Source organism: Gordonia sp. 852002-50816_SCH5313054-c (assembly GCF_001665925.1).
Classification (GTDB): domain Bacteria; phylum Actinomycetota; class Actinomycetes; order Mycobacteriales; family Mycobacteriaceae; genus Gordonia; species Gordonia jacobaea.
In genome coordinates, this window is sequence record NZ_LZTE01000051.1 from 1 (window position 1) to 21,990 (window position 21,990).

Genomic DNA, 21,990 nt, shown 5'->3' on the forward strand with positions numbered 1-21,990 from the left:
CCGCGCCTCGCTATTGAATACAACGCTGCCGCGCGGCCAGGCTGTGCACCTGGGTGCGAATATGCAGCGATCGAATATGCAGGATTACCAGTAGCACCGAAACGCGCGGTTCGAGAGCAGCGCCGGATCGTCGGTCCACCCCGACATCGCAGGCGTTAACGTTGGACGTCGAGAACTTGTTTTTGAATTCCGTTGTTGTAGACCTCATGTTCGACTAGGACGAGCTTGGTTGCGTCTTTATCGGTCCGGCTGAACAGCCGTTTTCCGGCGCCGAGAAGGAGCGGAAACACCAGTAGGTGGTATCGGTCCACTAGACCGGCGTCGGCCAGCGCGGCACCCAACGTGGCGCTGCCGTGCACCGCAATCGGGCCACCGTCACCCTCCTTGAGTCGGCGCACCTCGTCGATTGAGCGCAGCACCGTCGCCGGCCACCGCTTGTCGTCACCGTCGAGAGTCGTTGACACCACGTAGCGGGGCATCGAGTTGTACCCCGCGAATTCGTCCATTGTGGGCCAGACCGGCGCGAACGCCTCATACGATCGGCGCCCTAACAGCAAGGCAGCTGTTTCGTGCTGCTCGCGGCCCTTGAGTTCATACGCCGCCGGATCGAAAGCGACATCCTTGAACGTCCAACCCGAGTTGCGGTACCCGGGCTCCCCACCAGGGGCCTCCATGACTCCATCGAGTGAAACGAAAGCTGAGACGATGAGTGTGCGCATGACTCTCCTGGACTGGTGATGAACGGCTAACCGCCGCTCCGGGGTGGAACGGCTTTGCGTGATTGTTGACCACAACCACTGCCGAAACTCATCGCCAAGCTACCGTTCGAGTTCCACGAGCCGCCACCGAGCGCCCCGCCCTCGACGACGTTCGCTACGGCCTCTACTTCGTGCCATTCCGTGCTACCATGTAGCACATGAGTGTGCCGCGCGAGGTAAGCCAACGCGACCTCCGCATGCGTTCCAAAGAGATCATGGACGCGGTGGAGTCCGGTGATTCCTTTACGGTGACCCGCGACGGCCGTGGGATAGGAGAACTCGTCCCCCTACGTCGACGACGCAGCTTTGTTTCCCGCACAGAGTTCGCCCGCGGCTCGGTGTCGGCTCCATTGATTGATGTGGAGAAGTTCCGGTCTGATCAGGACCGCGTATATGACGAAACTTTGAGCGACCCGTATGCCTGACGAAGTACGGCGGGGGTTACTCGACACCAGCATCTTGATTCTTCGCCACGCAATCGAGCCTGCGGAACTGCCGGACGAGATGGCAATTAGTGCGATCACCCTGGCTGAGCTCTCCGCAGGCGTACACCTGGTAACTGGCGACGACCCACAGGCCTCCGACGAACGCGCACGCCGCGCGGATGTTCTCCAGCGCGTCGAGAACGAGTTCGACCCCTTACCGTTCGGCACTGATGCTGCTCGCGCATTCGGCCGCATCAGCGCCGCGGTCCAAGCTCGCGGAAGAACGCCGCGGAGACGACTGGCGGACCTCATGATCGCATCTGTTTCGACCGCAGCCAGGCTTCCCCTCTACACCACCAACCCCAACGACTTCGAAGGCTTGGACGGCATTGTTCGCGTCATACCCGTGAGCCGCCCCTGAGCTGAGAGCTGACCTCAGCTCGAGTCTCTCATCGACAGGGTCCAGACAATATGCAACAACCGAATATGCAGGGTTACCGGTAACCCACCTCGTGCATCATCAGATCGATCGACGGCTCCTTTCGTCCTGACTGCCCCTCTCACACCCCGCTCCGGCGGTACGCTCCCTCCACGGCGCTGGGACACCCTCGACCAGTCGTGAGTCCGGAGGTACGGCGATGATGTCAGACGACGAGACCTTCGAGGCCATCGCCGATGAACGACGCTCGCTCGCAAACACATTGGAGACACTGACACCTGCTCAGTGGGATCACGCGTCGCTATGTGGCGAGTGGACCGTCCGCGACGTCGCAGCGCATCTCGTGGCACCGTTGGTGGTTCCGATGTGGCGTTTCGGTGTTCTCATGCTTCGCGCCCGCGGCAATTTCGACGAGGCCAACAAAATGATGACCGACATGGTGGTACGCCAGCACGGCAGTGAGCTGGTCTCACTCCTCCGTGACCGCGCCGACAAGCGTTTCACGCCGCCTGGCCGGGGTCCCGCTGCTCCCCTGACCGACATCGTCGTGCATGCGCTCGATATCTGTCGCCCCTTGGGTATTGCACGCAGTTCGCCCGACGACCGTCGCGTCGTCGTTCTCGATCACGTCACTGGTCTCCGCGGGCGCGACGCGTTTGCGCATTCCGCTGCTGCGGTGCGATGGGAAGCCACCGATATCGACTGGAGTCACGGCGACGGACCGACCGTCCAAGGGACGGCGGACACGCTGATGCTCGCTATCACCGGACGACGCGGTGTCGTCGAAGAGTTGTCCGGTGACGGCGTGAGTCTTCTGGGCGCGTAGCACGCTGATGGTGGACCATTCGAATACGCCGGTGCAAATAGGCCGTCACCTATTGCACTGTGTTGCAGGGCCATTGAGGCGGTCAGCGTCGACAGCAATGTCGTGGTGGCTGAGGCTATCGCGGCGACGGTACTGCCTCGCGCCTCTCCCGTGGCCATACGCATTTACTTGGCACACGGCCACCTAGCGAGGACGAATCGAATAGTCCGCCACCGGAACCCTCGTCGACGCGGCGTCAAACATCTCCCGATCCATCTCGCGACGTCTCAGCACGGCTGGCGAATCGGTGGCGCCGTAGCCGATTTCGTCGAGGCGCCCTTCAACGAGTGCGTCGAACACGGCATCGACGAAATCCTCCACCGGCGCGCCGTGTACGTGTCCGGGTCCCGCCAACCGAGTTGCCACCGCCGGCGGGATGACCTCGACGACCCTAACCCTTGTGTGACGCAAGGCAAAACGAAGATTGATCGTGTAACTGTGCATCGCGGCCTTACAAGCGCTGTAGACAGGAGCAAACGGCTGAGGGATGAGCGCACCACCCGAAGTGACGTTGACGATCACCGACGGTCGGGAGTGCCCCACCAGGACAGGTGCGAGTAACGCGTTCAGGTGAATCGGACCCGCGAGCAGCGTGTCGATTTCCACTTGTCGTTGATGCCAGGGAGCGTCGTCGACCGCAAGAGGCACCCGGCGCTGAACGCCCGCATTGTTGACGAGCATATCGATCTCGGGCATCTCGGCGAGAACGTGTGCGGCAAGCCGCTCCCGATCGATCGGCGCAGAGATGTCACTGACGACGGTCTCGAGTCCGGGGTTCCCCTGCGCCGCGTGGCGCAGTGCGTCGGCGGATCGACCAGTCACCATGACGCGGTCGCCCCGCTCGGCGTACCGCTGCGCAAGCGCCAATCCGATACCGGCACTGCCGCCCGTAATCAGAACCGATCTTGATGTTGACATGTCAACATGGTGCATCCAGTCAGTTGACATGTCAACATCGTCCTTCGTATAGTCCGGCGAATGACGACATCGCGATTGAACGACACCGAACTGCTGCACTGGCAACAGTGGAAACGGGCCGCCGACCGGGTGTGGTCGTCAACGGTCAACCAGATCACCGCGGAGACAGGGCTGTCGGGAGCCGATTTCTCTGTTCTGACCCGGGTAGCCGAGTCCGACGGTAACCGCATTCAGCAAGCGCGCCTCGCGGAGTTGTTGGGATGGGAGCGCAGCAGGCTCTCTCGGCAAGTCTCACGAATGGTCGACCGAGGACTACTCACTCGCGATGTGGTACAAGGGGTTCGGACGATTGGCACCACCGAGGCAGGACAGTCTCAGGTGGTTCGCGCCCGTCACGCGCATTCACGAGCTGTGCGAACACATCTGTTCGACCGAATCGAGGCCAAAGACGCCGACGCATTCTGGAGGGTGATCGACTCCTTGACCCGCGAATGAGACCCATCAACCGAGCATCCATGGGCTACTACAGTTGACCCCACATGCCACCACTCGACGCAGCAAGCACCGTGATGCTGATCATCAGCATCGCCCTCGGCGTGGCCGCGTCCGGCTGTGCACTCGCCGCCGCCTACGTTTACCTTCACGAAAACCCCAAGCGCGACAACATCACCCGGGATCGCCTTGCTCGACGCTGGCTCGTCGCCACCGCCGTTCTCGGGTTCTCAGTTGTCTTCATGCGGTTCATCTGGCTGCTGGTGCGGTAGTTCCACGAAATCGTCGGCGAAGCAACACAATCGATGCGTCAGCGAAGCGACCGGCTCATCTGTTGGAGGGCCCGTAACAGCGACGCCTGTTCGACGTCGCTGAGGCCTGAGAGCATCCGCTCCTCCACCGAACGCACTGCTGCAGAAGCCTTCTCGAGCTTGCGGCGCCCGCGGGGCGTGAGCCGTGCAGGAAGCACCCTGCCCACAGGCGCGGCGTCGGGTCTGCTGACGAAGCCATCCCGTTCCAGTCCTTGCAGTAGGACATTCATCGCTTGACGTGTGATGAACGTGCCGCGGGCCAGTTCGGAGTTCGACAGACCAGGCCGCTGCGCAAGCAGTTCAAGACACGAGTACTGGGTCACGCTCAGTCCGAGCGGTCGGAGAACGTCCTCCATCGCCGCTCGGAGCGCACTTGCCACCTCCTTGAGGGCATACCCCACAGAGGTCTCTAGCTCGACGGTCTGCCGTTCGGCGCCGCTTCCGTCTTGACTCATGTCAACATACTGACATACATTGGCCGATGTCAGTAAGTTGACATTCAATCCCGGAGGAAAACATGCCCGTCAGCGGCCCCGACTTCATCTCCCTGCAAACCCGCAACCTAGAAGCGTCCCAAGCGTTCTACGAGAAGTATCTTGGCCTCGTCCGCGCGCCGGCCGGGCCACCGCACGCGGTCGTGTTCGACACCAAGCCGATCGCCTTCGCCCTTCGTGATCTGATTCCCGGCACAGACCTCGACGCCGCCGCGCAACCCGGTATCGGTGCAGCAATCTGGCTTCACGCCACCGGTGTGCAGGAGATCCACGACGCCCTTGTCGCGGACGGATACACGATCGTGTCAGAACCGATCGACGGCCCATTCGGGCGGACATTCGCATTCGCCGACCCCGACGGCTATCACATCACTCTTCACGATCGCGCTTGAACCGCGCCCACCTGGTTCTGTCTGCTCGCCGATGCGAGAGTAACTGCGGCAACGACGAATTTCTCCCGCTCGGCGGGCGACGCACCCAGTCCGTCGAACCACGGCGTCAAATTAGGATTCGCGGCACGCCTAATGGCAGACCGTTCCACGCTCACATCACATGCGGGCGCATAGCCCAGTCCAGGCACCGCGACGGTAGGTGCGAAGTTGCGCCACCCGCCAACGAAGAGCGGAACGTACGGTGCAACCTTGCGGCGTATCGACTCGTGTAGCGCGCTGAACACGTTGCTGATCCGGTAGGCGAACGACAGGGAATTGTGCTCGGTCACGCTCTCGTCGTCGCGACATAGAGTGGTACCCAACCGTTTCCAGTCAATGGCCACACCGGAGCGTCGTTCATCACGAGCCGTTGCCTCAGATGCCATCCACAGCAACGATTTGTCGGAGTAGTAGCAATTCTCGTACCCTCCCCCGACGTCGCTGTGCACGCCGTCGAACCAGACCTGGCTGATGTCGGCGTGCCGACCTCCCCAGAGGCACGGCGCGAAGACTCGTCGACGCTCGGCGATCGCCAGCGCTTGCCTGGCGGTCTTCACCATCGGCGAGAGCGTCACGTCGTGGAACGTGTACTTCGCGCGCGCGATTCCCGGAACGCCCAGGGCGCCAACAGTGTCGAACACCCCGAGGAATTCGATGCGTACCTCGCCACGCCGGTGGGTGTGCTTGTCGATGGCCGCAAGCGCACGCTGGTGCGCGGGATCGGCGGGAGGAGTCTCGGTGGAACTCTTCGCGCGCGGTCTGTTGCGGTAGAGGTCCATCGCTGTGGGCAACTGTCCCTCCGCGACCCCCATCGGGGTGAGCAGTCCGACATGCGCGATCATGCCGCACAGACTCCTGGCCGTGTATGCGCCGCGACTGAATCCGAACACAAAGATGCGGTCGCCAGGTTCGTAGTTCAGCGCGAGGAATCGATAGCAGTCGACGATCGCGTCGTCGAGGCCCACGCCGAATGCGCCGGCAACGATACGTTCTATCCAACTGCCTGTTGACCCGACGCCGCGCGCGTAATGCACGATCTGGGTCTCGCCGTCGAAGCCGCGGGGTGCAATCGAACGCGCGATCTTCTCGACGTTCGAGACGTAGCGATCGTCGGAGTTCTTCCACGTCCCGTCACAGCACACCACGAGATTCTTGGTCATGATGTCGACGCTAAGGCACTGCCTACGCGCCCACACGGGTAGCACGGTACGCGTTTGCGTTCCGGTCAGCCGATCAAGCCTGCGTAGTCGGGCCGGATCGACGCCGATGAGAAAGAAGACGGAACCCGATTCATCGAGGACCGGATGTGTCCGCTATCCCTCATAACGTCGCCGTTGTCAGATCAACCCGCCACCCAGGAGCACCTGATGACGACAGCACCACTCGAGCCCGCCGACGACAAAGTCGTCGACGCCTCCCCTGGCACCACTCGACGTTCACCTGAATCGTCGCCTTCCACAACACCTTCCGACGCCACGCCGAGCATCGGAGGCAAGGCACGAACCATCGCGCTGATCTGCTTGCTCGCGGCGTCGTTCATGGAGCTCATGGACGCAACCGTCGTCAACGTCGCGCTGCGCACGATGCAGGTCGACCTCGGCGCGTCCGCAGTGAGTCTGCAGTGGATCGTCGCGGGCTATCCACTCACCTACGCCGTTGGCCTGATCCTCGGCGCACGGCTCGGCGACAACTTCGGCCGACGTAAGCTCTTCGTCGCCGGTCTTGCCGCGTTCGGACTCGCTTCTCTGGCATGCGGACTCGCGACCGGTCCCACCGAACTCGTCGTCTTCCGCCTCATCCAAGGAGTGGCAGCAGCACTGATGGTGCCGCAGGTGCTCAGCAACATCCAGGTGCTGTATCCACCGGCCGAGCGCGGGAAGGCGATGGGCATGTTCACGTCGGTCATCGGTCTCGCGGCGGTCACCGGCCCCATCCTGGGGGCTGTGATCACCAACGGCGATTGGTTCGGGTTGTCGTGGCGACCGGTGTTCCTGATCAATGTGCCGCTGGCAGTGCTCGCTATCGCGGCGGCGATCGCCTTCATTCCCGAGTCACGCTCGGCGATCAAGACACCCATCACAGCCGGTACGGCGCTGCTCCTCGGCGGCTCGTTGGCGGCGATCATGCTTCCGATCACACTCGGACCTGAAAACAATTGGCCGGCTTGGGGATTCGTCGTGATGGTTGCTGGTGTCGCCGGGCTCTGGTTGTTCGGACTCCGACAGGTGCGTTCGGCTCGACGTGGCATCGAACCCATGGTCCCGCCGACCCTGTTCGCCACTCGATCATTTTCGGTCGGGCTCGCGGCATTCACGGCGTTGATGGTCCCCACCGGCGGATACTTCCTGGTCCAGTCACTGCACGTCCAGCTAGCGCTCGGATGGTCGGTACTTCACGCGGGTCTCATGTGGATTCCGTTCTCGCTCGCGGTGCCGATCTCGGCTGGTCTCGCCGCGACGGTGCTCGTCGCACGATTCGGTAAGCGGGTTCTGCAGGTCGGAGGTGCGGTGTTCATCGTCGGCATGCTGCTGATGGCCTTCGCCGAGCAATCGGCGCATCCCGCGCTGTGGTTTGCCGCGGCTCTGACCGTCGCGGGTCTCGGCTTCGGCGGAATCGTCGGCTCGGCCGGGCTGCTGGTACTCAACGACGTTCCGGTTCGCCTCGCAGGCGCGGCGTCCGGGGTCTTCAACACCGCCCAGGCACTCGCGGTGGCGTTCGGCGCCGCGGTCGTCGGAACCGTGTATACGTCGGTAGGAGAATCGTCGGGTCTCGAGTCCGCCTACCGCGCGTCACTGATCGTCATGATCGGGTTCATCGTGGTGGGTGGCGTGATCGCCCAGGCCTTGCGCACCTCGACCACGACGTCCGACGCAACTGACCTCGAACCGGTGGTCGCGTAACGTCTCGCCTGATTTCACTGCCGGACGACGGGGGCCTGCACCAGCAGGCTCCCGTCGCCGCCGAACGCACGTAATTGCCAACCAACTCACGGCCGACGCACCCAGGACCGATGAGTTCCGACGCGGCGCTGAGTCACAACCTTCGAGAACCGGCGTCGACACAGAGGGACACGAGATGGCCACCGAGATGTTGTTCCTGCACGGAGCGGGCGGATTTCACGACGATCAGCCGCTTGCCGTCGCGCTGGGAAGCGAACTCGACGCGCACGTCTCGATGCCGGAGCTACCCGACGAGGACATGTCCGTCTCGGCTTGGACGTCGGCGATACGCCCCCACGTCGACGGGCTGACTGCATCCGATGTGCTCGTGGCCCACTCGTTCGGTGCGTCGATGTTGCTCGCTCTGTTGAGCACCATGGCGACACCTCCGCCGCGCGCGTTTCTACTGGCGATGCCGAACTGGGGCGATCAAGGCTGGGCGGTCGCCGACTACGACGTCAGCGGTCCGGAACCGACAACGACTCTCTTCCTGCATCACTGCGAGGACGACGACGTCGTCCCCGTCAGCCATGTGGCGCTCAACCAGCGGCTCCTGCCGTCAGCAGACGTTCGCCTCCACGAAGTAGGTGGACATCAATTCGACGGATGCGCCTCGCTCGTCGCCGCCGACATTCGTGCGCACAGTTGACGTCCATCACCCGACCACCGCTCAGCGCAGTTTGGCGCCGTACACCCGTGTAACAGCCAGCTTGAGCAGCACGCGACGGTCGCTCACCATCACCTCGCGGTACTCGGCCCAGTCCGGATGCTCCCCCGCACCGAGGCGGTAGTAGTCGACCAACGCGTCGACCTCCGGACCGTCCGGATCGCTCGACGGACCGATCAGCTCGGCGGTTCCCTCGGCCGTCGTCCACGTAAAGCCGTCGGCGCTGGTGTATTCGATGGCGGCTCGCGGATCTCGGCGGAGATTCCTGGTTTTCGCACGTCCGTCGGTCATGGATACGTAGATCGTGTCGGCCTCACGGTCGTACACCGAGGTGACCGGTGAGAGTTGAGGAAGTCCGTTCGCCTTGATCGTGGCGAGGATGGCGATCGACGTGTCGGCGATCAGGTCACGGGGGTCGTACTGCTCGTCAGTCATGGTTGTGGCAACCGTCACCACGCCGGGGGCATTCCCGTGCGGTGTCGACGCACCACTACCCTCTGCAGGTGACTTTCTCGACCTGGGCGGCGCTGCTGACTGCGTGCGTGCTGATCAGCTTCACCCCGGGAGCCGGCGCGATCAACACGATGAGCAACGCCATGAATGTCGGATTCCGACGTGCGTTCTGGGGCGTACTCGGCCAACAGGTCGCGCTGCTCATCCAATTGCTCATCGTCGCCGCGGGACTCGGCGTCGTCATCTCCCGATCCCACACCGCCTTCGAGGTCATCAGGTACACCGGCGCGGCCTACCTCATCTACCTCGGAATCCGACAGTTCTTCCGACGCCCCGACATGTCCGACGAGGAAAACGAATCCGTCCAGAACGAATCGGCTGCGTCGATGTTCACCCGAGGACTCTGGGTCAACCTGCTGAACCCGAAGGCGATCGTCTTCTTGCTCGCGTTCATCCCCGGATTCGTGCGCCCGAACGATCCGCAGCTGATCCAGTACGTGGTCATCGGAGTGACGATGGTGGTCGTCGACATATCCGTGATGTGGTTCTTCTTCGCCCTGATAGCACGGGGATTCGCGCGTGTCACGAGGACCGAACAGGGCCAGCGTCGCCTCAACCGTGTGTTCGGCGTTCTGTTCGTCGCCGTGGGCGTCATGCTCGCGCTTGTGTGACCATGTTCGAAGGCCAGAGGGATCGAAGGCCTCACGGTTACCAGCACCATTGGAGGAGTCACCATGTCATCGCCCGAGCTCGACGATCGCGCACGCGTCGACAGCCTCCTCGACGCGCAGACCAAGGCTGAACGACTCTTCGACGAGGTGGAGCGGCGCGGCATGATCCGCGCGGGAATCGGCGAGCGCGCACTCTCCGACGAGATCCGTGACCTGGCCGCCGAGATGTTCGGCGTCACGCGTCACTGGCACAAACGAATCGTCCGCGCCGGCGAGAACACCCTGGAGACCTTCCGCGCCAACCCGCCGGACCGGATCATCGCCGACGACGACATCCTGTTCCTCGACTTCGGCCCGATCTTCGAAGAGTGGGAAGCCGATTTCGGCCGCACCTTCGTCTTGGGCGACGACGCGCTCAAACGACGCCTCGCCGACGACCTGCCCCGAATCTGGGATGCAGGCCGCGCCTACTTTCGTGCACACCCCGAGATCACCGGGGCCGAATTGTTCGACCGCGTCGTCGAACTCAGCGAGGAAGCCGGATGGCATTTCGGTGGCGAGATCGCCGGACACCTCGTCGGCGAGTTCCCGCACGAGAAGATCTCCGGCGACGAGATCGAGAGTTATGTGGCACCAGGTTCGTCGGGTCCCATGCGTCGCCTGGATCCGTCGGGGCGTGTGTGCCATTGGATTCTCGAGGTGCATCTCGTCGAACCCGACCGTCGATTCGGTGGCTTCTACGAGGAACTCCTCGACCTTCCGTGAGAAGAGATTGTGTGTGCGGGGAATGAGACTACTTCCCCACTGCCGGTGACCTTTTGCGCGCTGTATTCCCTGCAGGGGGTTTGCGGCGTATCCACCGCCTCTCGACGGTATTCACCATGTCCGGTGCCGTGTCGTGGCACCACGCGTATCGACGACCGCTTCTCCACCGCTGTCACGTCGAAGAGAGACTGGCCGGTCTCTCCGCTACCGCTACTGGCGCGTGAACGTCACTCGGGCCTTGCGGGCTCGAATGTCGCCCTGATTCGTCGTGCGACGTCAGGGATTAGGACACTGTCGCGATGTCGTCGGGAAGAGGCTTTCGCTTGTGTGGTGGTAGCCACGCTGGACTTGAACCAGCAACCTGCCATTCTGCAAATGACCGCTCTGCCAATTGAGCTAGTGTCGCGTTGACTGAGGATGTGCTCTTCCGTGCGGTTCCAGGCCTTTTGGGCCCAGAATGCCGCACACCCTCGACCTTTCGGATGTCGGTCCTACTCGATCTCTCCTGTCTCGGCGAAGCTGCCACGCCCCGCCTCCACAGTCATGGAATACGCCCTCGACTGAACCATCTCGGACTGAAATTCCTTCCCTCACCGCAACATTCGTCGCTACTGACCACACCTGGCAGATGTCGGGTCACCGATCGGCTCTCCCGGCTCTCACCGTCAGATCGCTTCGACGTTGCCTCCACCCTGGGGTGAAGGTTCCGGCTCGGAGTGCATGGGGTACCGGAACTTCTCCCGGCGACGGATGTCACCCCGCCTTTCACCGGATCACTCCGGCTTATGCGCCATGCCGCATTCGTATGTCGATGTAGTTGTCAAACGTCCTGCACCACTTGGGTTGTCGTCGTCGAGCAGTGCGAGTAGCGACTCTAAGCGGTCCGGCTACGACGCACAACAGCTTTTCCGCCGAGTCCGAGAACACCGACATTGAGCGGCACTCCTCAGTCCCGATCGGCGTCGCCCGAAAGATCGTCGAGACGCAGATCATCGAGACGCTGCTGTGCGCGCGATCGCGCGTCGGATGCCGCCTCCAGAGCGGTCGCGGCTTCGTCACGCCGGGACCGCGCCGTCTCCGCCGCGCGCTGCGCGAAGCGCTGCTCCTGTTCAGCACGATCCAGTTCCGCGCGCACCCGTGCGACTCGGTCCTCGAGATCGGCAGCGGTGCGCTCGGCATCGTCGACGCTGCGTTGCGCGCTATCGAGTTCGACGGTCGCCGAGTCGACGTCGGCAGCGTGTCGATCGAGAAGTGCTCTGGCAGCGTCGATCTCCGCTTCGCGTGTGGCCGTCGAACCCTTGTCAGCACTGGACGAGGGTTCGGGCATCCCTGCGGTCGCCTCGTCGGCGGGTGCCGGCGAATCTGCGAGTGCCACCAGCCCGGCCGGGCCGAAGCCGCTGTACTCCATCGCGGTGACCAGCCGACCGCGACGCAACAATTCGGCCACCTGTTCGTCGCCGATCGCCGCACGCAGTGTCTGGACAGCCTCTCGCTCGATCGTCGTGCTCATACCCGCACCGATCTCGGCCGCGAACGACCGTAGGTGCTCGAGCGCGGTGTGCACCACATCGCGTCGTCGTGTTGACAGCTTCCGCAGGAGTTCGGCCGACGAGCGGCGCTGCGCCTCGCGGAGTTCGTCGGCAACGCTGAGCAGGGGGTCGAGATCGGTCGGCGAACGTCGAATCCACTGGTTGAGCAGCCAGGCGACCTGCGTCGGCTTGCGCGCACGCGAGATGTCGAGGGCGAGCTCGGAAGCATCGGCCGCGCGTGCCGAACGTGTCAGTTCGCGCCTACGTGAGACGAATTCGCTTGGTGCGCAACCATACAACTCGTCGAGAGCGTCGTCGAGGTCCACGAGCGAACCCTCAGATGCCGAACTCGATGATCGCTCGCTCGCCGAACTTCCGAAAGCCCATGCGCTGCAACAGCGGCGACGACGTAGCGGTCTCGGCATGCACGAGCCCGAGCGAGGCTCCCCGACGTCGCGCATCGTGAAGTCGAGCGACGATCAACGCCCGATAAACGCCGCGACCCCGATGAGCGGGAAGGACGGCGCCACCCCACATTCGAGCGACCTCACCCTCGAGCGTGTAGCCGCCCGCACCGGCCGGTTCCAGGCCGTCGCGCGAACCGACTCCGGCCACGAACAGCCCGGGCGGCGTGGCGTCCCGCGTAGCAGCGTCGTCGAGGATGGGTGGCGGAAAACCCCAGGCGTCGAGGGAGATTCGGGCGAACTCGGCGATTCCGGCATCGTCGTCGACGCGGCGCGCGACGACTCCGTCGGGTGTCGGTATCCGGTCGACGATCTCTGCCGCTGTCTTGAGCGCGACGATGTCGCGGACCGCGATCGTCGTGGCATCACGTCGCTCTAGTTCGGCGTCATCGACACCCCCGAACAGTCCCGGCGCACGCGTGAATCGCACACGCCGGGCGTCGAGTCGCCTCGCATGGGCGGCGGCCTCATCGAGCACGACGATCGGATCACGTTGCGTCCCGTGGTAGTTCAGCAACGTGGCGGTTCCGTCGAGCACATAGAACTCGTAGCCGTCGATGTCGAGATGGCGCGAGCCGACCGGATGCCAGGAAGACGTCCACCGTATCGATTCAGCGCGCACGCGCTCCGGTGTCCACATCACCAGACAAGCGTGCCACAGCGGAGACGTGCCGATCACGGCGTCTCAGTTTGAGAGAAATCCTGAATCATTCCAGAATGCGTTGCATACTGACGAGGTGTCCCCCACGCCGGAGTACGCAGACCAACTGCGTGCAGCCGAACTTCGAGTGACCCGTCCGCGGGTCGCGGTGCTGCAGGCCGTCAATACGCACGCGCACGCCGACACGGAGACCATTTTTCTCGCCACACGCACGATACTGCCCGACGTCTCACGCCAGGCGGTCTACGACGTACTCGGTGCGCTGACCGACGCCGGACTCGTCCGACGCATCCAGCCCTCCGGCCTCGTCGCCCGCTACGAGGCGCGAGTCGGCGACAACCATCACCACACCGTGTGCCGTTCGTGCGGCGCAATCGGCGACGTCGATTGCGCTGCGGGAACAACGCCGTGCCTCACGGCATCCGACGACAACGGCTTTGTGCTCGACGAGGCCGAGGTCATCTATTGGGGCCTATGCCCCGACTGCAACACAACGTCCACACCGGGGTCACATTCGTGATCACAGCCCGAATCTCCACTTACCGGAAGGAAGACAGTGTCTGAAGAGAAGTCAGCCCCCGAAGCTCCCCCCATCGGTGAGGCACAGACCGAACCTGCCGAATCAGGTTGTCCGATGCACATCCGCCCACCGGTCGAAGGCGGCGGCAATCAGCAATGGTGGCCGGACAAGCTGAATCTGCGTGTGCTCGCGCACAATCCGCAGGTCATTCGTCCCCGCGAACCCGACTTCGACTACGACGCCGCGCTCGCCGACCTCGACGTCGAGGCGCTCGTCGGCGACCTCAAAGACGTCATGAAGGACTCGAAGTCGTGGTGGCCCGCCGACTTCGGTCACTACGGCCCCTTCTTCATCCGAATGTCGTGGCACGCCGCGGGCACCTACCGCGTCGAGGACGGCCGTGGCGGCGCCGGAACCGGAATGCAGCGTTTCGCTCCTCTGAACAGCTGGCCCGACAACGTGAGCCTCGACAAGGCACGACGACTCCTGTGGCCGGTGAAGAAGAAGTACGGCAAGGCACTGTCGTGGGCCGATCTCCTGGTCCTGGCCGGAAACGTCGCGATCGAGGACATGGGTCTGCCGACCAAGGGATTCGCCTTCGGGCGTCCCGACGAGTGGGAAGCAGACGAGGTCTATTGGGGTGCCGAGTCGGTGTGGTTGGGCACCAACCTGCGCTACCAGGGCGGCAAGCGCGAACTCGAAGAGCCGCTGGGCGCAACCACCATGGGTCTCATCTACGTGAATCCCGAAGGCCCGGAGGGTGTTCCGGACTACCTCGCGGCCGCAGCCGATATTCGCGAGACGTTCGGCCGCATGGCCATGAACGACGTCGAGACCGCAGCGCTGATCGTCGGCGGTCACACCTTCGGCAAGACGCACGGCAACGGCGACGCCGAACTCCTCGGCCCTGAGCCCGAAGCCTCACCGATCGAGCAGATGGGTCTTGGTTGGAAGAATCCGCAGGGCACCGGCGTCGGCAACGACACGGTCACCAGTGGTCTCGAGGTGACATGGACCCACACGCCGACCAAGTGGGACAACAGCTTCCTCGAGATCCTGTACGGCAATGAGTGGGAACTCTTCAAGAGCCCCGCGGGCGCCAACCAGTGGCGACCGAAGGACGGCGGCTGGGCCAATTCGGTGCCCGTGGCCCAGGGCGACGGCAAGACCCACCCGTCGATGCTGACCACCGACCTGACGATGCGATTCGACCCGATCTACGGGGAGATCACCCGGCGTTGGCTCGACCATCCAGAAGAACTCGCCGACGAGTTCGCGAAAGCGTGGTTCAAGCTCCTCCACCGCGACATGGGACCTGCCATTCGCTACCGCGGGCCGCTCGTGCCGTCGGAAACCTACATCTGGCAGGACAACGTCCCCGCTGCCGAGGGACCGCTGCTCTCCGACGCCGACGCCGACAGCCTGAAGTCCGCGATCCTCGAAACCGGTCTCACCGTGCCGCAGCTCGTGTCCACGGCATGGAAGGCGGCGTCGACGTTCCGTGGCAGCGACTACCGCGGAGGCGCGAACGGCGGACGGCTGCGCTTGCAGCCGCAGCTCGGCTGGGAATCCAGTGAGCCCGACGAGCTCGCGCAGGTGATCAGCAAACTGGAACTCGTCGCCGAGCAGTTCAACTCCGAGCCCGGCACCAAGGTGTCGTTCGCCGATCTCGTGGTGCTCGGCGGAGCCGCGGCGATCGAGAAGGCGGCGAAGGATGCCGGCGTCACGGTGACGGTCCCGTTCACCCCAGGCCGCACCGACGCGACGCAGGGGCAGACCGACCAGGAGTCGTTCGCCTACCTCGAGCCCCGCTACGACGGATTCCGAAACTACGAGGGCAAGGGCAACGAGCTGCCCGCGGAGTACAACCTCGTCGACAAGGCCAACCTCCTGACCCTGTCGCCGCCGGAGATGACGGTGCTCGTCGGTGGTCTACGCGTACTCGGCGCCAACCACAAGAACTCCTCGCTCGGAGTGCTGACGACCAAGCCGGGCACGTTGACGAACGACTTCTTCGTCAACATCACCGACATGGATGTCGAATGGTCGGCATCGCCGGCAGACGACGGCACCTACGTCGCGGTCGATCGTGAGTCGGGCGAGCAGAAGTGGACGGGTTCGCGGGTCGATCTGGCCTTCGGTTCGAACTCCGATCTGCGTGCGCTCGCCGAGGTCTACGCCGAGGACGACTCGAAGCAGAAATTCGTCGACGACTTCGTCGCCGCGTGGGCCAAGGTCATGGAACTAGACCGCTACGACCTGCACTGATTCGACCGATCACCACCGATGCACCTCGTGGACACACTCCACGGGGTGCATCGGTGTGTGTGGCAGCCCACGTAGTCTTACGCCATTGCCCGACACGTCGAGTCACTCCCCCGTACTCGCGCGTAGCGCAACGATTCGACACAATCGTCCGGGGCCGCAAGTTTTTGCAGTCACGCGTGCGTCCGCATGGGCGTGACGCACACGTGGGCCCACATCCGCGAAGTTTCGTGCTTCGCACGGCGAGCGGGGGCGCTGCCGACGAGCAGTTCCAGAAGAGAAGGGAGTCGGTGATGTTCACGCGCATTGCCATCGTGAACCGAGGTGAGGCCGCGATGCGGCTCATCCACGCCGTCCGCGGATTGTCTGCCGAGACCGGTCAGCCCATCGAAGTCGTAGCCCTGCACACCGACGTCGACCGCAACGCCACATTCGTCCGCGAAGCCGACATCGCGTACAACCTGGGAGCGGCAGCCGACCGCCCCTACCTGAACCTCAAGGTGCTCGAGCACGCCTTGCTCGAGACCGGCGCCGACGCCGCATGGGTCGGCTGGGGATTCGTCGCAGAGGATCCGCTCTTCGCCGAACTGTGCGACCGCATCGGCGTCACCTTCATCGGCCCGTCCGCCGAGGCGATGCGCAAACTCGGCGACAAGATCGGCGCAAAGCTGATCGCCGAAGAAGTCGGTGTTCCGGTCGCCCCGTGGAGCCGCGGGTCCGTGGACACCATCGACGACGCGCTCGAGGCCGCAGCGTCGATCGGGTACCCGCTGATGCTCAAGGCGACCGCAGGCGGTGGAGGCCGCGGTATCCGCGTCATCACCAGCGACGACGAACTCCGCGACGCCTTCGACCGCACGCGCGACGAAGCCGCCCGCGCCTTCGGCAGCGGCGTCGTCTTCCTCGAACGACTCGTCACCGGAGCCCGCCACGTCGAGGTCCAGGTCATCGCCGACGGCCAGGGCACCGCATGGGCGCTCGGCGTCCGCGACTGCTCGGTACAGCGCCGCAACCAGAAGATCATCGAGGAGTCGGCATCGCCGGTTCTCGCACCAGAACAGGTCGCCGATCTCAAGGCATCCGCTGAGCGTCTCGCCGTCGCTGTCGGATACCGGGGCGCCGCAACCGTCGAATTCCTCTACCACCCGGGCGAGCAGCTCTTCGCCTTCCTCGAAGTCAATACCCGCCTGCAGGTGGAGCACCCGATCACCGAGTGCACGACGGGAATCGATCTGGTCCGCGCACAACTTCACGTCGCGTCGGGCGGCCGCCTCGAAGGCGAGCCTCCGGCTGAGCGCGGCCACGCCATCGAGGCGCGCCTCAATGCCGAGGATCCGGACCGTGACTTCGCACCGGCACCCGGCCGCATCTCCCGACTCGAACTCCCCGCCGGTCCCGGCATCCGCGTCGACACCGGAGTCAGTGAGGGCGACACGATCCCCGCTGATTTCGACTCGATGATCGCCAAGATCATCGCCTACGGCGCCAACCGCAACGAGGCCCTCGGCCGTCTGCGTCGCGCCATGAGCGAGACGCGCGTCGTCATCGAGGGTGGTGCGACCAACAAGAGTTTCGTCCTCGAGCTACTCGGGCAGCCCGCGGTCATCGACGGAAGCGCCGACACCGGCTGGATCGACCGCGTCCGCGCCGAGAACGGACTCGTCGTCAACCGCCACTCGGCGATCGCGCTGATCGCCGCCGCGATCGACAGCTACGAGGAGGAGGAAGCCGTCGAACGTCAGCGCCTGCTGTCGACGGCGTCGGGCGGACGCCCACAGGTGCAGCACGAGAGCGGTCGACCGCTCGACTTGAAACTGCGCGGCGTCGGATACCGGGTACGTGTCGCCCGGATCGGCGCGAGCCGCTTCCGTGTGTCGATCGAATCGGGTACCGACACCTACACCGCGGACGTCGACATCGAGCGCTTCGACGAGCACACGGCACAGATGGTGCTCAACGGGGTCCGCTACCGCCTCGTCACAGACACGCACGGCCCAACTCACCTCATCGACGTCGATGGCGTCGCCCACCGCGTCAGCCGCGACGAGGGCGGCGTTGTGCGCTCCCCTGCTCCTGCACTCGTCGTCGCCACTCCGTTGGCAGTCGGCGACGAGGTCGAGGCCGGCGCACCCGTGCTCGTTCTCGAGAGCATGAAGATGGAGACCGTGCTGCGCGCACCCGTGCGCTCGCGACTCAAGGAGTGCACCGTGTCGGTCGGCTCCCAGGTCGAGACCGGCGCGACGTTGATGCGCCTCGAACCGATCGTCGACGCCGAGGACGATGCCGATGCCGCCCAAGAGCCCGCCGAGAGCGTCGAACTCGAGCTACCCGCGGCTCTCGACAACGTCGACCCGGACGTCAGGACCACTCGCACCCAGGAAGATCTGCGCAGTCAGCTCCTCGGGTACGACGTCGACCCGCACGACCGATCGCGACTCCTCGACGACTACCTCAGCGTGCGGCGTGAAGTCCGTGCTTCTGGTCGACGCCCCATCGGGGATGAACTCGAACTGCTCACGGTCTTCGCCGATCTCGCCGAACTGAGCCAGAAGCGTCCGCCGTTGGGCCTCAATCCTGGGTTCGAGCATGTGCACAGCTCACGCGAGAACTTCCACACGTATCTGCAGAGCCTCGACGTGGAGCGTGACGGTCTCCCCGAAGCGTTCCACGACCAGCTACGGCTGGCGCTGCGCCACTACGGGGTCACCGAACTCGACCGCTCACCGGAACTCGAAGCCGCGGTCTTCCGCATCTTCCTGACGCTGCAGAATCCTGGTGCATCGGTCACCGTCATCACCACGCTGTTGCGTGAGTGGCTCAATGAGCCGACACCGCGCGACGAGTTGCGCGAGGACATCGGTTTCGCGCTGGATCGGATCGTGGCCGCGACACAGGTGCGCTTCCCCGCGATTGCCGACCTCGCACGCGGTGTGATCTATGCCTGGTACGGCCAGGCGATGCTCCTGCGCGACCGTGCACGCGTCTACACGAACGTGCGCAAGCACCTCAAGTACCTCGACGAGAACCCCGATGCCGCCGACCGCAGTGAGCGCATCGCCGACATGGTGCGAAGCACCGAGCCTCTGGTTCGCCTTCTGGGACAACGCATTCAGCGCAGCGGCACCGACAACACCGTCATGCTCGAAGTACTCACCCGCCGCTACTACGGCAACAAGGGTGTCGACGTCATCACCACGCAGACCGCACGCGGCACAACGTTCGTCGTCGCCGCACGCGACGGCGCCAGCGTCGTCTCGGCAGCGGTGCCGTTCGACGAATTGGCTTCTGCGGCAAGCGGACTCATCGAGTTGGCGCGTACCAGTGCGTCGATCGCAGCCGACATCTACGTCAGCTGGGAAGACCAGCCGGACGACTTCGACACCATGGCCGCGGCATTGCACGAGATCGTCGCGGCGGCACCGATGCCCGGCCAGGTGCAACGCGTCACGTTCACCGTCGCCGGACGCGGCACCGCTGTGATGCATCACCACTTCACGTTCCGGCCGTCGGCCACCGGCATGGTCGAGGAACGACTGATCCGTGGTCTGCATCCCTACATCGCGCAGCGGATGCGCATGGAGCGGCTCCGCAAGTTCGACCTGACGAGGCTGCCCTCGGCAGACGACGAGGAGATCTACCTGTTCCGCGCCGTCGCGAAGGAGAACCCAGCCGACGACAGGCTGGTCGCCTTCGCGCAGGTACGCGACCTGAGTTCGCTGCGCGAAAACGACGGTCGATTGCTGTCGCTGCCCACGGCCGAGACTGTGCTCGCCTCCTGCGCCGACTCGATTCGTCGCGCCAAGCGTGGCCAGAAGCGTGCGGTCAACACCAACCGAATCGTCATGTACGTGTGGCCACCTGTCGACGCTTCCGCGGACGATCTGGCCACGATCGCCGACCACATCCGCGGTACGACCGCCGACGTCGGGCTCGAAGAAGTGCAGCTGATCGCCCGACGCCGCGACCGCGACACCGGCGAACTGCGCAAGGTCTCCATTCGCTTCTCTGTCAACGCGACAGGTGGATTCGACGTCTCGGTGGGAGAACCATCTGCCGAGCCGATCGAGCCCGTCGACGAATACCGTCAAAAGGTCCTCAGCGCCGCTCGACGCAACACGGTCTACCCGTACGAGTTGACCGGCCTGCTCGGCGACTTCCGGGAGTACGACCTCGACGCCGAGCAGCGACTCGTACCGGTACAGCGCCCGAAGGGACGCAACACCGCAGCGATCGTCGCGGGCGTCGTGACGACGCCGACCGAGAAGTATCCGCAGGGCATCACCCGCGTCGTGTTGCTCGGCGACCCGACGAAATCGCTTGGTGCACTGTCGGAACCCGAGTGTGCGCGGGTGATCGCGGCACTCGACCTCGCCGAGGAGATGAAGGTCCCCCTCGAGTGGTACGCCCTCTCATCCGGCGCGCGCATCTCGATGGATTCGGGCACCGAGAACATGGACTGGGTGGCGCGCGCACTGAAGCGGGTCGTCGAGTTCACCCAGGATGGCGGTGAGATCAACATCGTCGTCGCAGGCATCAACGTCGGAGCCCAGCCGTACTGGAACGCAGAGGCGACCATGCTGATGCACACCAAGGGCATCCTCGTGATGACCCCGGAGTCGGCCATGGTGCTGACCGGTAAGCAGTCGCTGGACTTCTCGGGCGGTGTCTCCGCGGAAGACAACTTCGGCATCGGCGGCTACGACCGGGTCATGGGTCCCAACGGCCAGGCTCAGTACTGGGCCCCGAACCTCGGGGCCGCACGCGACGTGCTGATGGCGCACTACGACCACACCTACGTGATGCCCGGTGAACTGACTCCTCGACGCCTCATCACGACCGACCCGGTCGACCGCGACGTCTCCGACTACCCGCACGTTCTTGCGGGCAGCGACTTCACCACCGTCGGACAGATCTTCTCCAAGGAGATGAATCCCGACCGCAAGAAGCCGTTCGACATCCGGACGGTCATCCGCGCCGTCGCCGACCAGGATCATCAGGTCCTTGAACGGTGGGCCGGAATGGCCGACGCCGAGACCGCCGTGGTTTCCGACGTGCATCTCGGCGGAATCCCGGTGTGCCTACTCGGGATCGAATCGCGCGAGGTATCGCGCCGTGGCTACACCCCGACCGACGGGCCGGACACCTACACGGCGGGCACGTTGTTCCCACAGTCGTCGAAAAAGGCTGCGCGAGCAATCAATTCGGCGAGCGGCAATCGTCCGCTCGTGGTGCTCGCCAACCTCTCCGGATTCGACGGTTCGCCGGAGTCGATGCGCAAACTTCAGCTCGAGTACGGGGCTGAGATCGGACGCGCGATCGTCAACTTCCGCGGCCCGATCGTCTTCTGCGTCATCTCGCGGTATCACGGCGGAGCGTTCGTCGTGTTCTCCAAGGCGCTCAATCCGAACATGACGGTGTTGGCGATCGACGGCTCATTCGCCTCCGTGCTCGGTGGCGCTCCCGCCGCGGCCGTGGTGTTCGCGGGCGACGTCAACAAGAGAGTCGACGCCGACCCGCGTGTGCGCGACATCGAGGCACGGTTGGCGGAGGCTTCCGGCTCGGACCGTTCGGCGCTGAGCGCAGAACTGGCCGATGTGCGTCAGTCCGTGCGGGCCGAGACGATCAATGCTGTCGCCGCCGAGTTCGACGCCGTGCACAGCATCCGACGCGCTGTCGAGGTCGGTTCTGTGGACGCCGTCATCGACGCCGCCGAACTGCGTCCGCGGATCATCGCCGCGATCGAGGCGAATTCGACATGGTCGCACCGTCGTCATGAGGCTGCCGAGCCCCAGCAGGTCGGCACTGAGCAGGTCGGCACGAGTTCGGAGTCGTAGCACCGACTCGGGATACATCGATAACCGACGGCGCGGGGCCGGGATCAGAGAAACACTCTCCGATCCCGGCCCCGCGCTCTGTCTCGTCG

Annotated in this window: 20 protein-coding genes and 1 tRNA gene; 13 read left to right on the plus strand and 8 right to left on the minus strand. The window is 64.3% G+C overall.

What is annotated here, in order from left to right; all coding sequences use genetic code 11:
* Positions 1–155 precede the first annotated feature (155 nt).
* Positions 156–719: a dihydrofolate reductase family protein gene (locus tag A5788_RS11665; RefSeq protein WP_064867600.1), complete on the minus strand. Its 564-nt coding sequence runs from the start codon at positions 717–719 to the stop codon at positions 156–158.
* Between the two features lie 197 nt (positions 720–916).
* Between A5788_RS11665 and A5788_RS11670 the strand changes: the two genes are divergently transcribed.
* The 3 genes from A5788_RS11670 (at position 917) to A5788_RS11680 (ending at position 2,448) form a co-directional block, all read left to right on the plus strand.
* The gene (locus A5788_RS11670; RefSeq protein ID WP_005206757.1) at positions 917–1,183 is read left to right on the plus strand and encodes a type II toxin-antitoxin system Phd/YefM family antitoxin; all 267 of its coding nucleotides are present in this window, start codon (positions 917–919) and stop codon (positions 1,181–1,183) included.
* Complete coding sequence (locus A5788_RS11675; RefSeq protein WP_064867602.1) at positions 1,176–1,604, plus strand: type II toxin-antitoxin system VapC family toxin; 429 nt, start codon at positions 1,176–1,178, stop codon at positions 1,602–1,604. The genes A5788_RS11670 and A5788_RS11675 overlap by 8 nt, the downstream gene beginning before the upstream one ends.
* Positions 1,605–1,821: 217 nt before the next feature.
* Complete coding sequence (locus A5788_RS11680) at positions 1,822–2,448, plus strand: maleylpyruvate isomerase family mycothiol-dependent enzyme (RefSeq protein WP_082938094.1); 627 nt, start codon at positions 1,822–1,824, stop codon at positions 2,446–2,448.
* A 183-nt stretch (positions 2,449–2,631) separates the two neighbouring features.
* Here A5788_RS11680 and A5788_RS11685 read toward each other — a convergent pair whose 3' ends face one another.
* Positions 2,632–3,405: an SDR family oxidoreductase gene (locus A5788_RS11685; protein WP_197494595.1), complete on the minus strand. Its 774-nt coding sequence runs from the start codon at positions 3,403–3,405 to the stop codon at positions 2,632–2,634.
* A gap of 60 nt (positions 3,406–3,465) precedes the next feature.
* On the opposite strand from A5788_RS11685, the gene A5788_RS11690 reads away from it, so the two are divergent.
* Together A5788_RS11690 and A5788_RS11695 are read left to right on the plus strand one after the other, a co-directional pair.
* A complete protein-coding gene (locus A5788_RS11690; protein ID WP_082938093.1) occupies positions 3,466–3,900 on the plus strand; it encodes a MarR family winged helix-turn-helix transcriptional regulator in 435 nt (144 codons plus the stop codon).
* Between the two features lie 44 nt (positions 3,901–3,944).
* Positions 3,945–4,169 carry a hypothetical protein gene (locus A5788_RS11695; RefSeq protein WP_064867606.1) on the plus strand — a complete coding sequence of 75 codons (225 nt, stop codon included), beginning with the start codon at positions 3,945–3,947 and terminating at the stop codon, positions 4,167–4,169.
* Positions 4,170–4,207: 38 nt separating this feature from the next.
* Here the strand turns inward: A5788_RS11695 and A5788_RS11700 are convergent, their stop codons facing one another.
* Positions 4,208–4,663 carry a MarR family winged helix-turn-helix transcriptional regulator gene (locus A5788_RS11700; protein WP_064867608.1) on the minus strand — a complete coding sequence of 152 codons (456 nt, stop codon included), beginning with the start codon at positions 4,661–4,663 and terminating at the stop codon, positions 4,208–4,210.
* Positions 4,664–4,725: 62 nt separating this feature from the next.
* Here A5788_RS11700 and A5788_RS11705 point away from each other — a divergent pair, with 62 nt between their 5' ends.
* Positions 4,726–5,094 carry a VOC family protein gene (locus A5788_RS11705; RefSeq protein ID WP_064867610.1) on the plus strand — a complete coding sequence of 123 codons (369 nt, stop codon included), beginning with the start codon at positions 4,726–4,728 and terminating at the stop codon, positions 5,092–5,094.
* Here the strand turns inward: A5788_RS11705 and A5788_RS11710 are convergent.
* A complete protein-coding gene (locus A5788_RS11710) occupies positions 5,079–6,293 on the minus strand; it encodes a DUF2235 domain-containing protein (protein WP_064867612.1) in 1,215 nt (404 codons plus the stop codon). The two genes, A5788_RS11705 and A5788_RS11710, sit on opposite strands and share 16 nt — an antisense overlap.
* A gap of 207 nt (positions 6,294–6,500) precedes the next feature.
* Between A5788_RS11710 and A5788_RS11715 the strand changes: the two genes are divergently transcribed.
* The gene (locus A5788_RS11715; protein WP_197494594.1) at positions 6,501–8,033 is read left to right on the plus strand and encodes an MFS transporter; all 1,533 of its coding nucleotides are present in this window, start codon (positions 6,501–6,503) and stop codon (positions 8,031–8,033) included.
* 175 nt (positions 8,034–8,208) lie between these two features.
* Positions 8,209–8,721, plus strand: a complete 513-nt coding sequence (locus tag A5788_RS11720) for an alpha/beta hydrolase (RefSeq protein WP_064867614.1) — start codon at positions 8,209–8,211, stop codon at positions 8,719–8,721.
* A 21-nt stretch (positions 8,722–8,742) separates the two neighbouring features.
* On the opposite strand, the gene A5788_RS11725 is transcribed toward A5788_RS11720, so the two are convergent.
* Complete coding sequence (locus tag A5788_RS11725; RefSeq protein WP_064867842.1) at positions 8,743–9,174, minus strand: PPOX class F420-dependent oxidoreductase; 432 nt, start codon at positions 9,172–9,174, stop codon at positions 8,743–8,745.
* Positions 9,175–9,242: 68 nt separating this feature from the next.
* Between A5788_RS11725 and A5788_RS11730 the strand changes: the two genes are divergently transcribed.
* Both A5788_RS11730 and A5788_RS11735 read left to right on the plus strand, forming a co-directional pair.
* Positions 9,243–9,863 carry a LysE family transporter gene (locus A5788_RS11730; protein ID WP_064867616.1) on the plus strand — a complete coding sequence of 207 codons (621 nt, stop codon included), beginning with the start codon at positions 9,243–9,245 and terminating at the stop codon, positions 9,861–9,863.
* Between the two features lie 63 nt (positions 9,864–9,926).
* Positions 9,927–10,628 (plus strand): M24 family metallopeptidase, encoded by a 702-nt coding sequence (locus tag A5788_RS11735; protein WP_064867618.1) that lies wholly within the window; start codon positions 9,927–9,929, stop codon positions 10,626–10,628.
* A 335-nt stretch (positions 10,629–10,963) separates the two neighbouring features.
* On the opposite strand, the gene A5788_RS11740 is transcribed toward A5788_RS11735, so the two are convergent.
* From A5788_RS11740 to A5788_RS11750, 3 genes are all read right to left on the minus strand, one after another.
* Positions 10,964–11,034 (minus strand) — tRNA-Cys (locus A5788_RS11740).
* 540 nt (positions 11,035–11,574) lie between these two features.
* Positions 11,575–12,483 carry a hypothetical protein gene (locus tag A5788_RS11745; RefSeq protein WP_064867620.1) on the minus strand — a complete coding sequence of 303 codons (909 nt, stop codon included), beginning with the start codon at positions 12,481–12,483 and terminating at the stop codon, positions 11,575–11,577.
* A 10-nt stretch (positions 12,484–12,493) separates the two neighbouring features.
* Positions 12,494–13,300: a GNAT family N-acetyltransferase gene (locus A5788_RS11750; protein WP_231894307.1), complete on the minus strand. Its 807-nt coding sequence runs from the start codon at positions 13,298–13,300 to the stop codon at positions 12,494–12,496.
* Positions 13,301–13,358: 58 nt separating this feature from the next.
* On the opposite strand from A5788_RS11750, the gene A5788_RS11755 reads away from it, so the two are divergent.
* The 3 genes from A5788_RS11755 (at position 13,359) to A5788_RS11765 (ending at position 21,901) form a co-directional block, all read left to right on the plus strand.
* Positions 13,359–13,802 (plus strand): Fur family transcriptional regulator, encoded by a 444-nt coding sequence (locus A5788_RS11755; protein WP_156525506.1) that lies wholly within the window; start codon positions 13,359–13,361, stop codon positions 13,800–13,802.
* A 36-nt stretch (positions 13,803–13,838) separates the two neighbouring features.
* On the plus strand, positions 13,839–16,070 hold the full coding sequence (gene katG, locus A5788_RS11760; RefSeq protein ID WP_064867627.1) for a catalase/peroxidase HPI: 2,232 nt from the start codon (positions 13,839–13,841) through the stop codon (positions 16,068–16,070).
* Between the two features lie 290 nt (positions 16,071–16,360).
* Positions 16,361–21,901: an ATP-binding protein gene (locus tag A5788_RS11765; protein WP_064867629.1), complete on the plus strand. Its 5,541-nt coding sequence runs from the start codon at positions 16,361–16,363 to the stop codon at positions 21,899–21,901.
* Positions 21,902–21,990 lie beyond the last annotated feature (89 nt).

Excerpts from the sequence above, each read along its gene's own strand:
- A5788_RS11710 (WP_064867612.1), bottom strand. The coding sequence starts at position 6,293 with ATGACCAAGAATCTCGTGGTGTGCTGTGACGGGACGTGGAAGAACTCC.
- A5788_RS11765 (WP_064867629.1), top strand. The coding sequence starts at position 16,361 with ATGTTCACGCGCATTGCCATCGTGAACCGAGGTGAGGCCGCGATGCGG.
- A5788_RS11705 (WP_064867610.1), top strand. The coding sequence starts at position 4,726 with ATGCCCGTCAGCGGCCCCGACTTCATCTCCCTGCAAACCCGCAACCTA.
- A5788_RS11665 (WP_064867600.1), bottom strand. The coding sequence starts at position 719 with ATGCGCACACTCATCGTCTCAGCTTTCGTTTCACTCGATGGAGTCATG.
- A5788_RS11715 (WP_197494594.1), top strand. The coding sequence starts at position 6,501 with ATGACGACAGCACCACTCGAGCCCGCCGACGACAAAGTCGTCGACGCC.
- A5788_RS11680 (WP_082938094.1), top strand. The coding sequence starts at position 1,822 with ATGATGTCAGACGACGAGACCTTCGAGGCCATCGCCGATGAACGACGC.
- A5788_RS11690 (WP_082938093.1), top strand. The coding sequence starts at position 3,466 with ATGACGACATCGCGATTGAACGACACCGAACTGCTGCACTGGCAACAG.
- A5788_RS11685 (WP_197494595.1), bottom strand. The coding sequence starts at position 3,405 with ATGTCAACATCAAGATCGGTTCTGATTACGGGCGGCAGTGCCGGTATC.
- A5788_RS11675 (WP_064867602.1), top strand. The coding sequence starts at position 1,176 with ATGCCTGACGAAGTACGGCGGGGGTTACTCGACACCAGCATCTTGATT.
- A5788_RS11695 (WP_064867606.1), top strand. The coding sequence starts at position 3,945 with ATGCCACCACTCGACGCAGCAAGCACCGTGATGCTGATCATCAGCATC.
- A5788_RS11725 (WP_064867842.1), bottom strand. The coding sequence starts at position 9,174 with ATGACTGACGAGCAGTACGACCCCCGTGACCTGATCGCCGACACGTCG.
- A5788_RS11720 (WP_064867614.1), top strand. The coding sequence starts at position 8,209 with ATGGCCACCGAGATGTTGTTCCTGCACGGAGCGGGCGGATTTCACGAC.
- A5788_RS11670 (WP_005206757.1), top strand. The coding sequence starts at position 917 with ATGAGTGTGCCGCGCGAGGTAAGCCAACGCGACCTCCGCATGCGTTCC.
- A5788_RS11735 (WP_064867618.1), top strand. The coding sequence starts at position 9,927 with ATGTCATCGCCCGAGCTCGACGATCGCGCACGCGTCGACAGCCTCCTC.
- A5788_RS11700 (WP_064867608.1), bottom strand. The coding sequence starts at position 4,663 with ATGAGTCAAGACGGAAGCGGCGCCGAACGGCAGACCGTCGAGCTAGAG.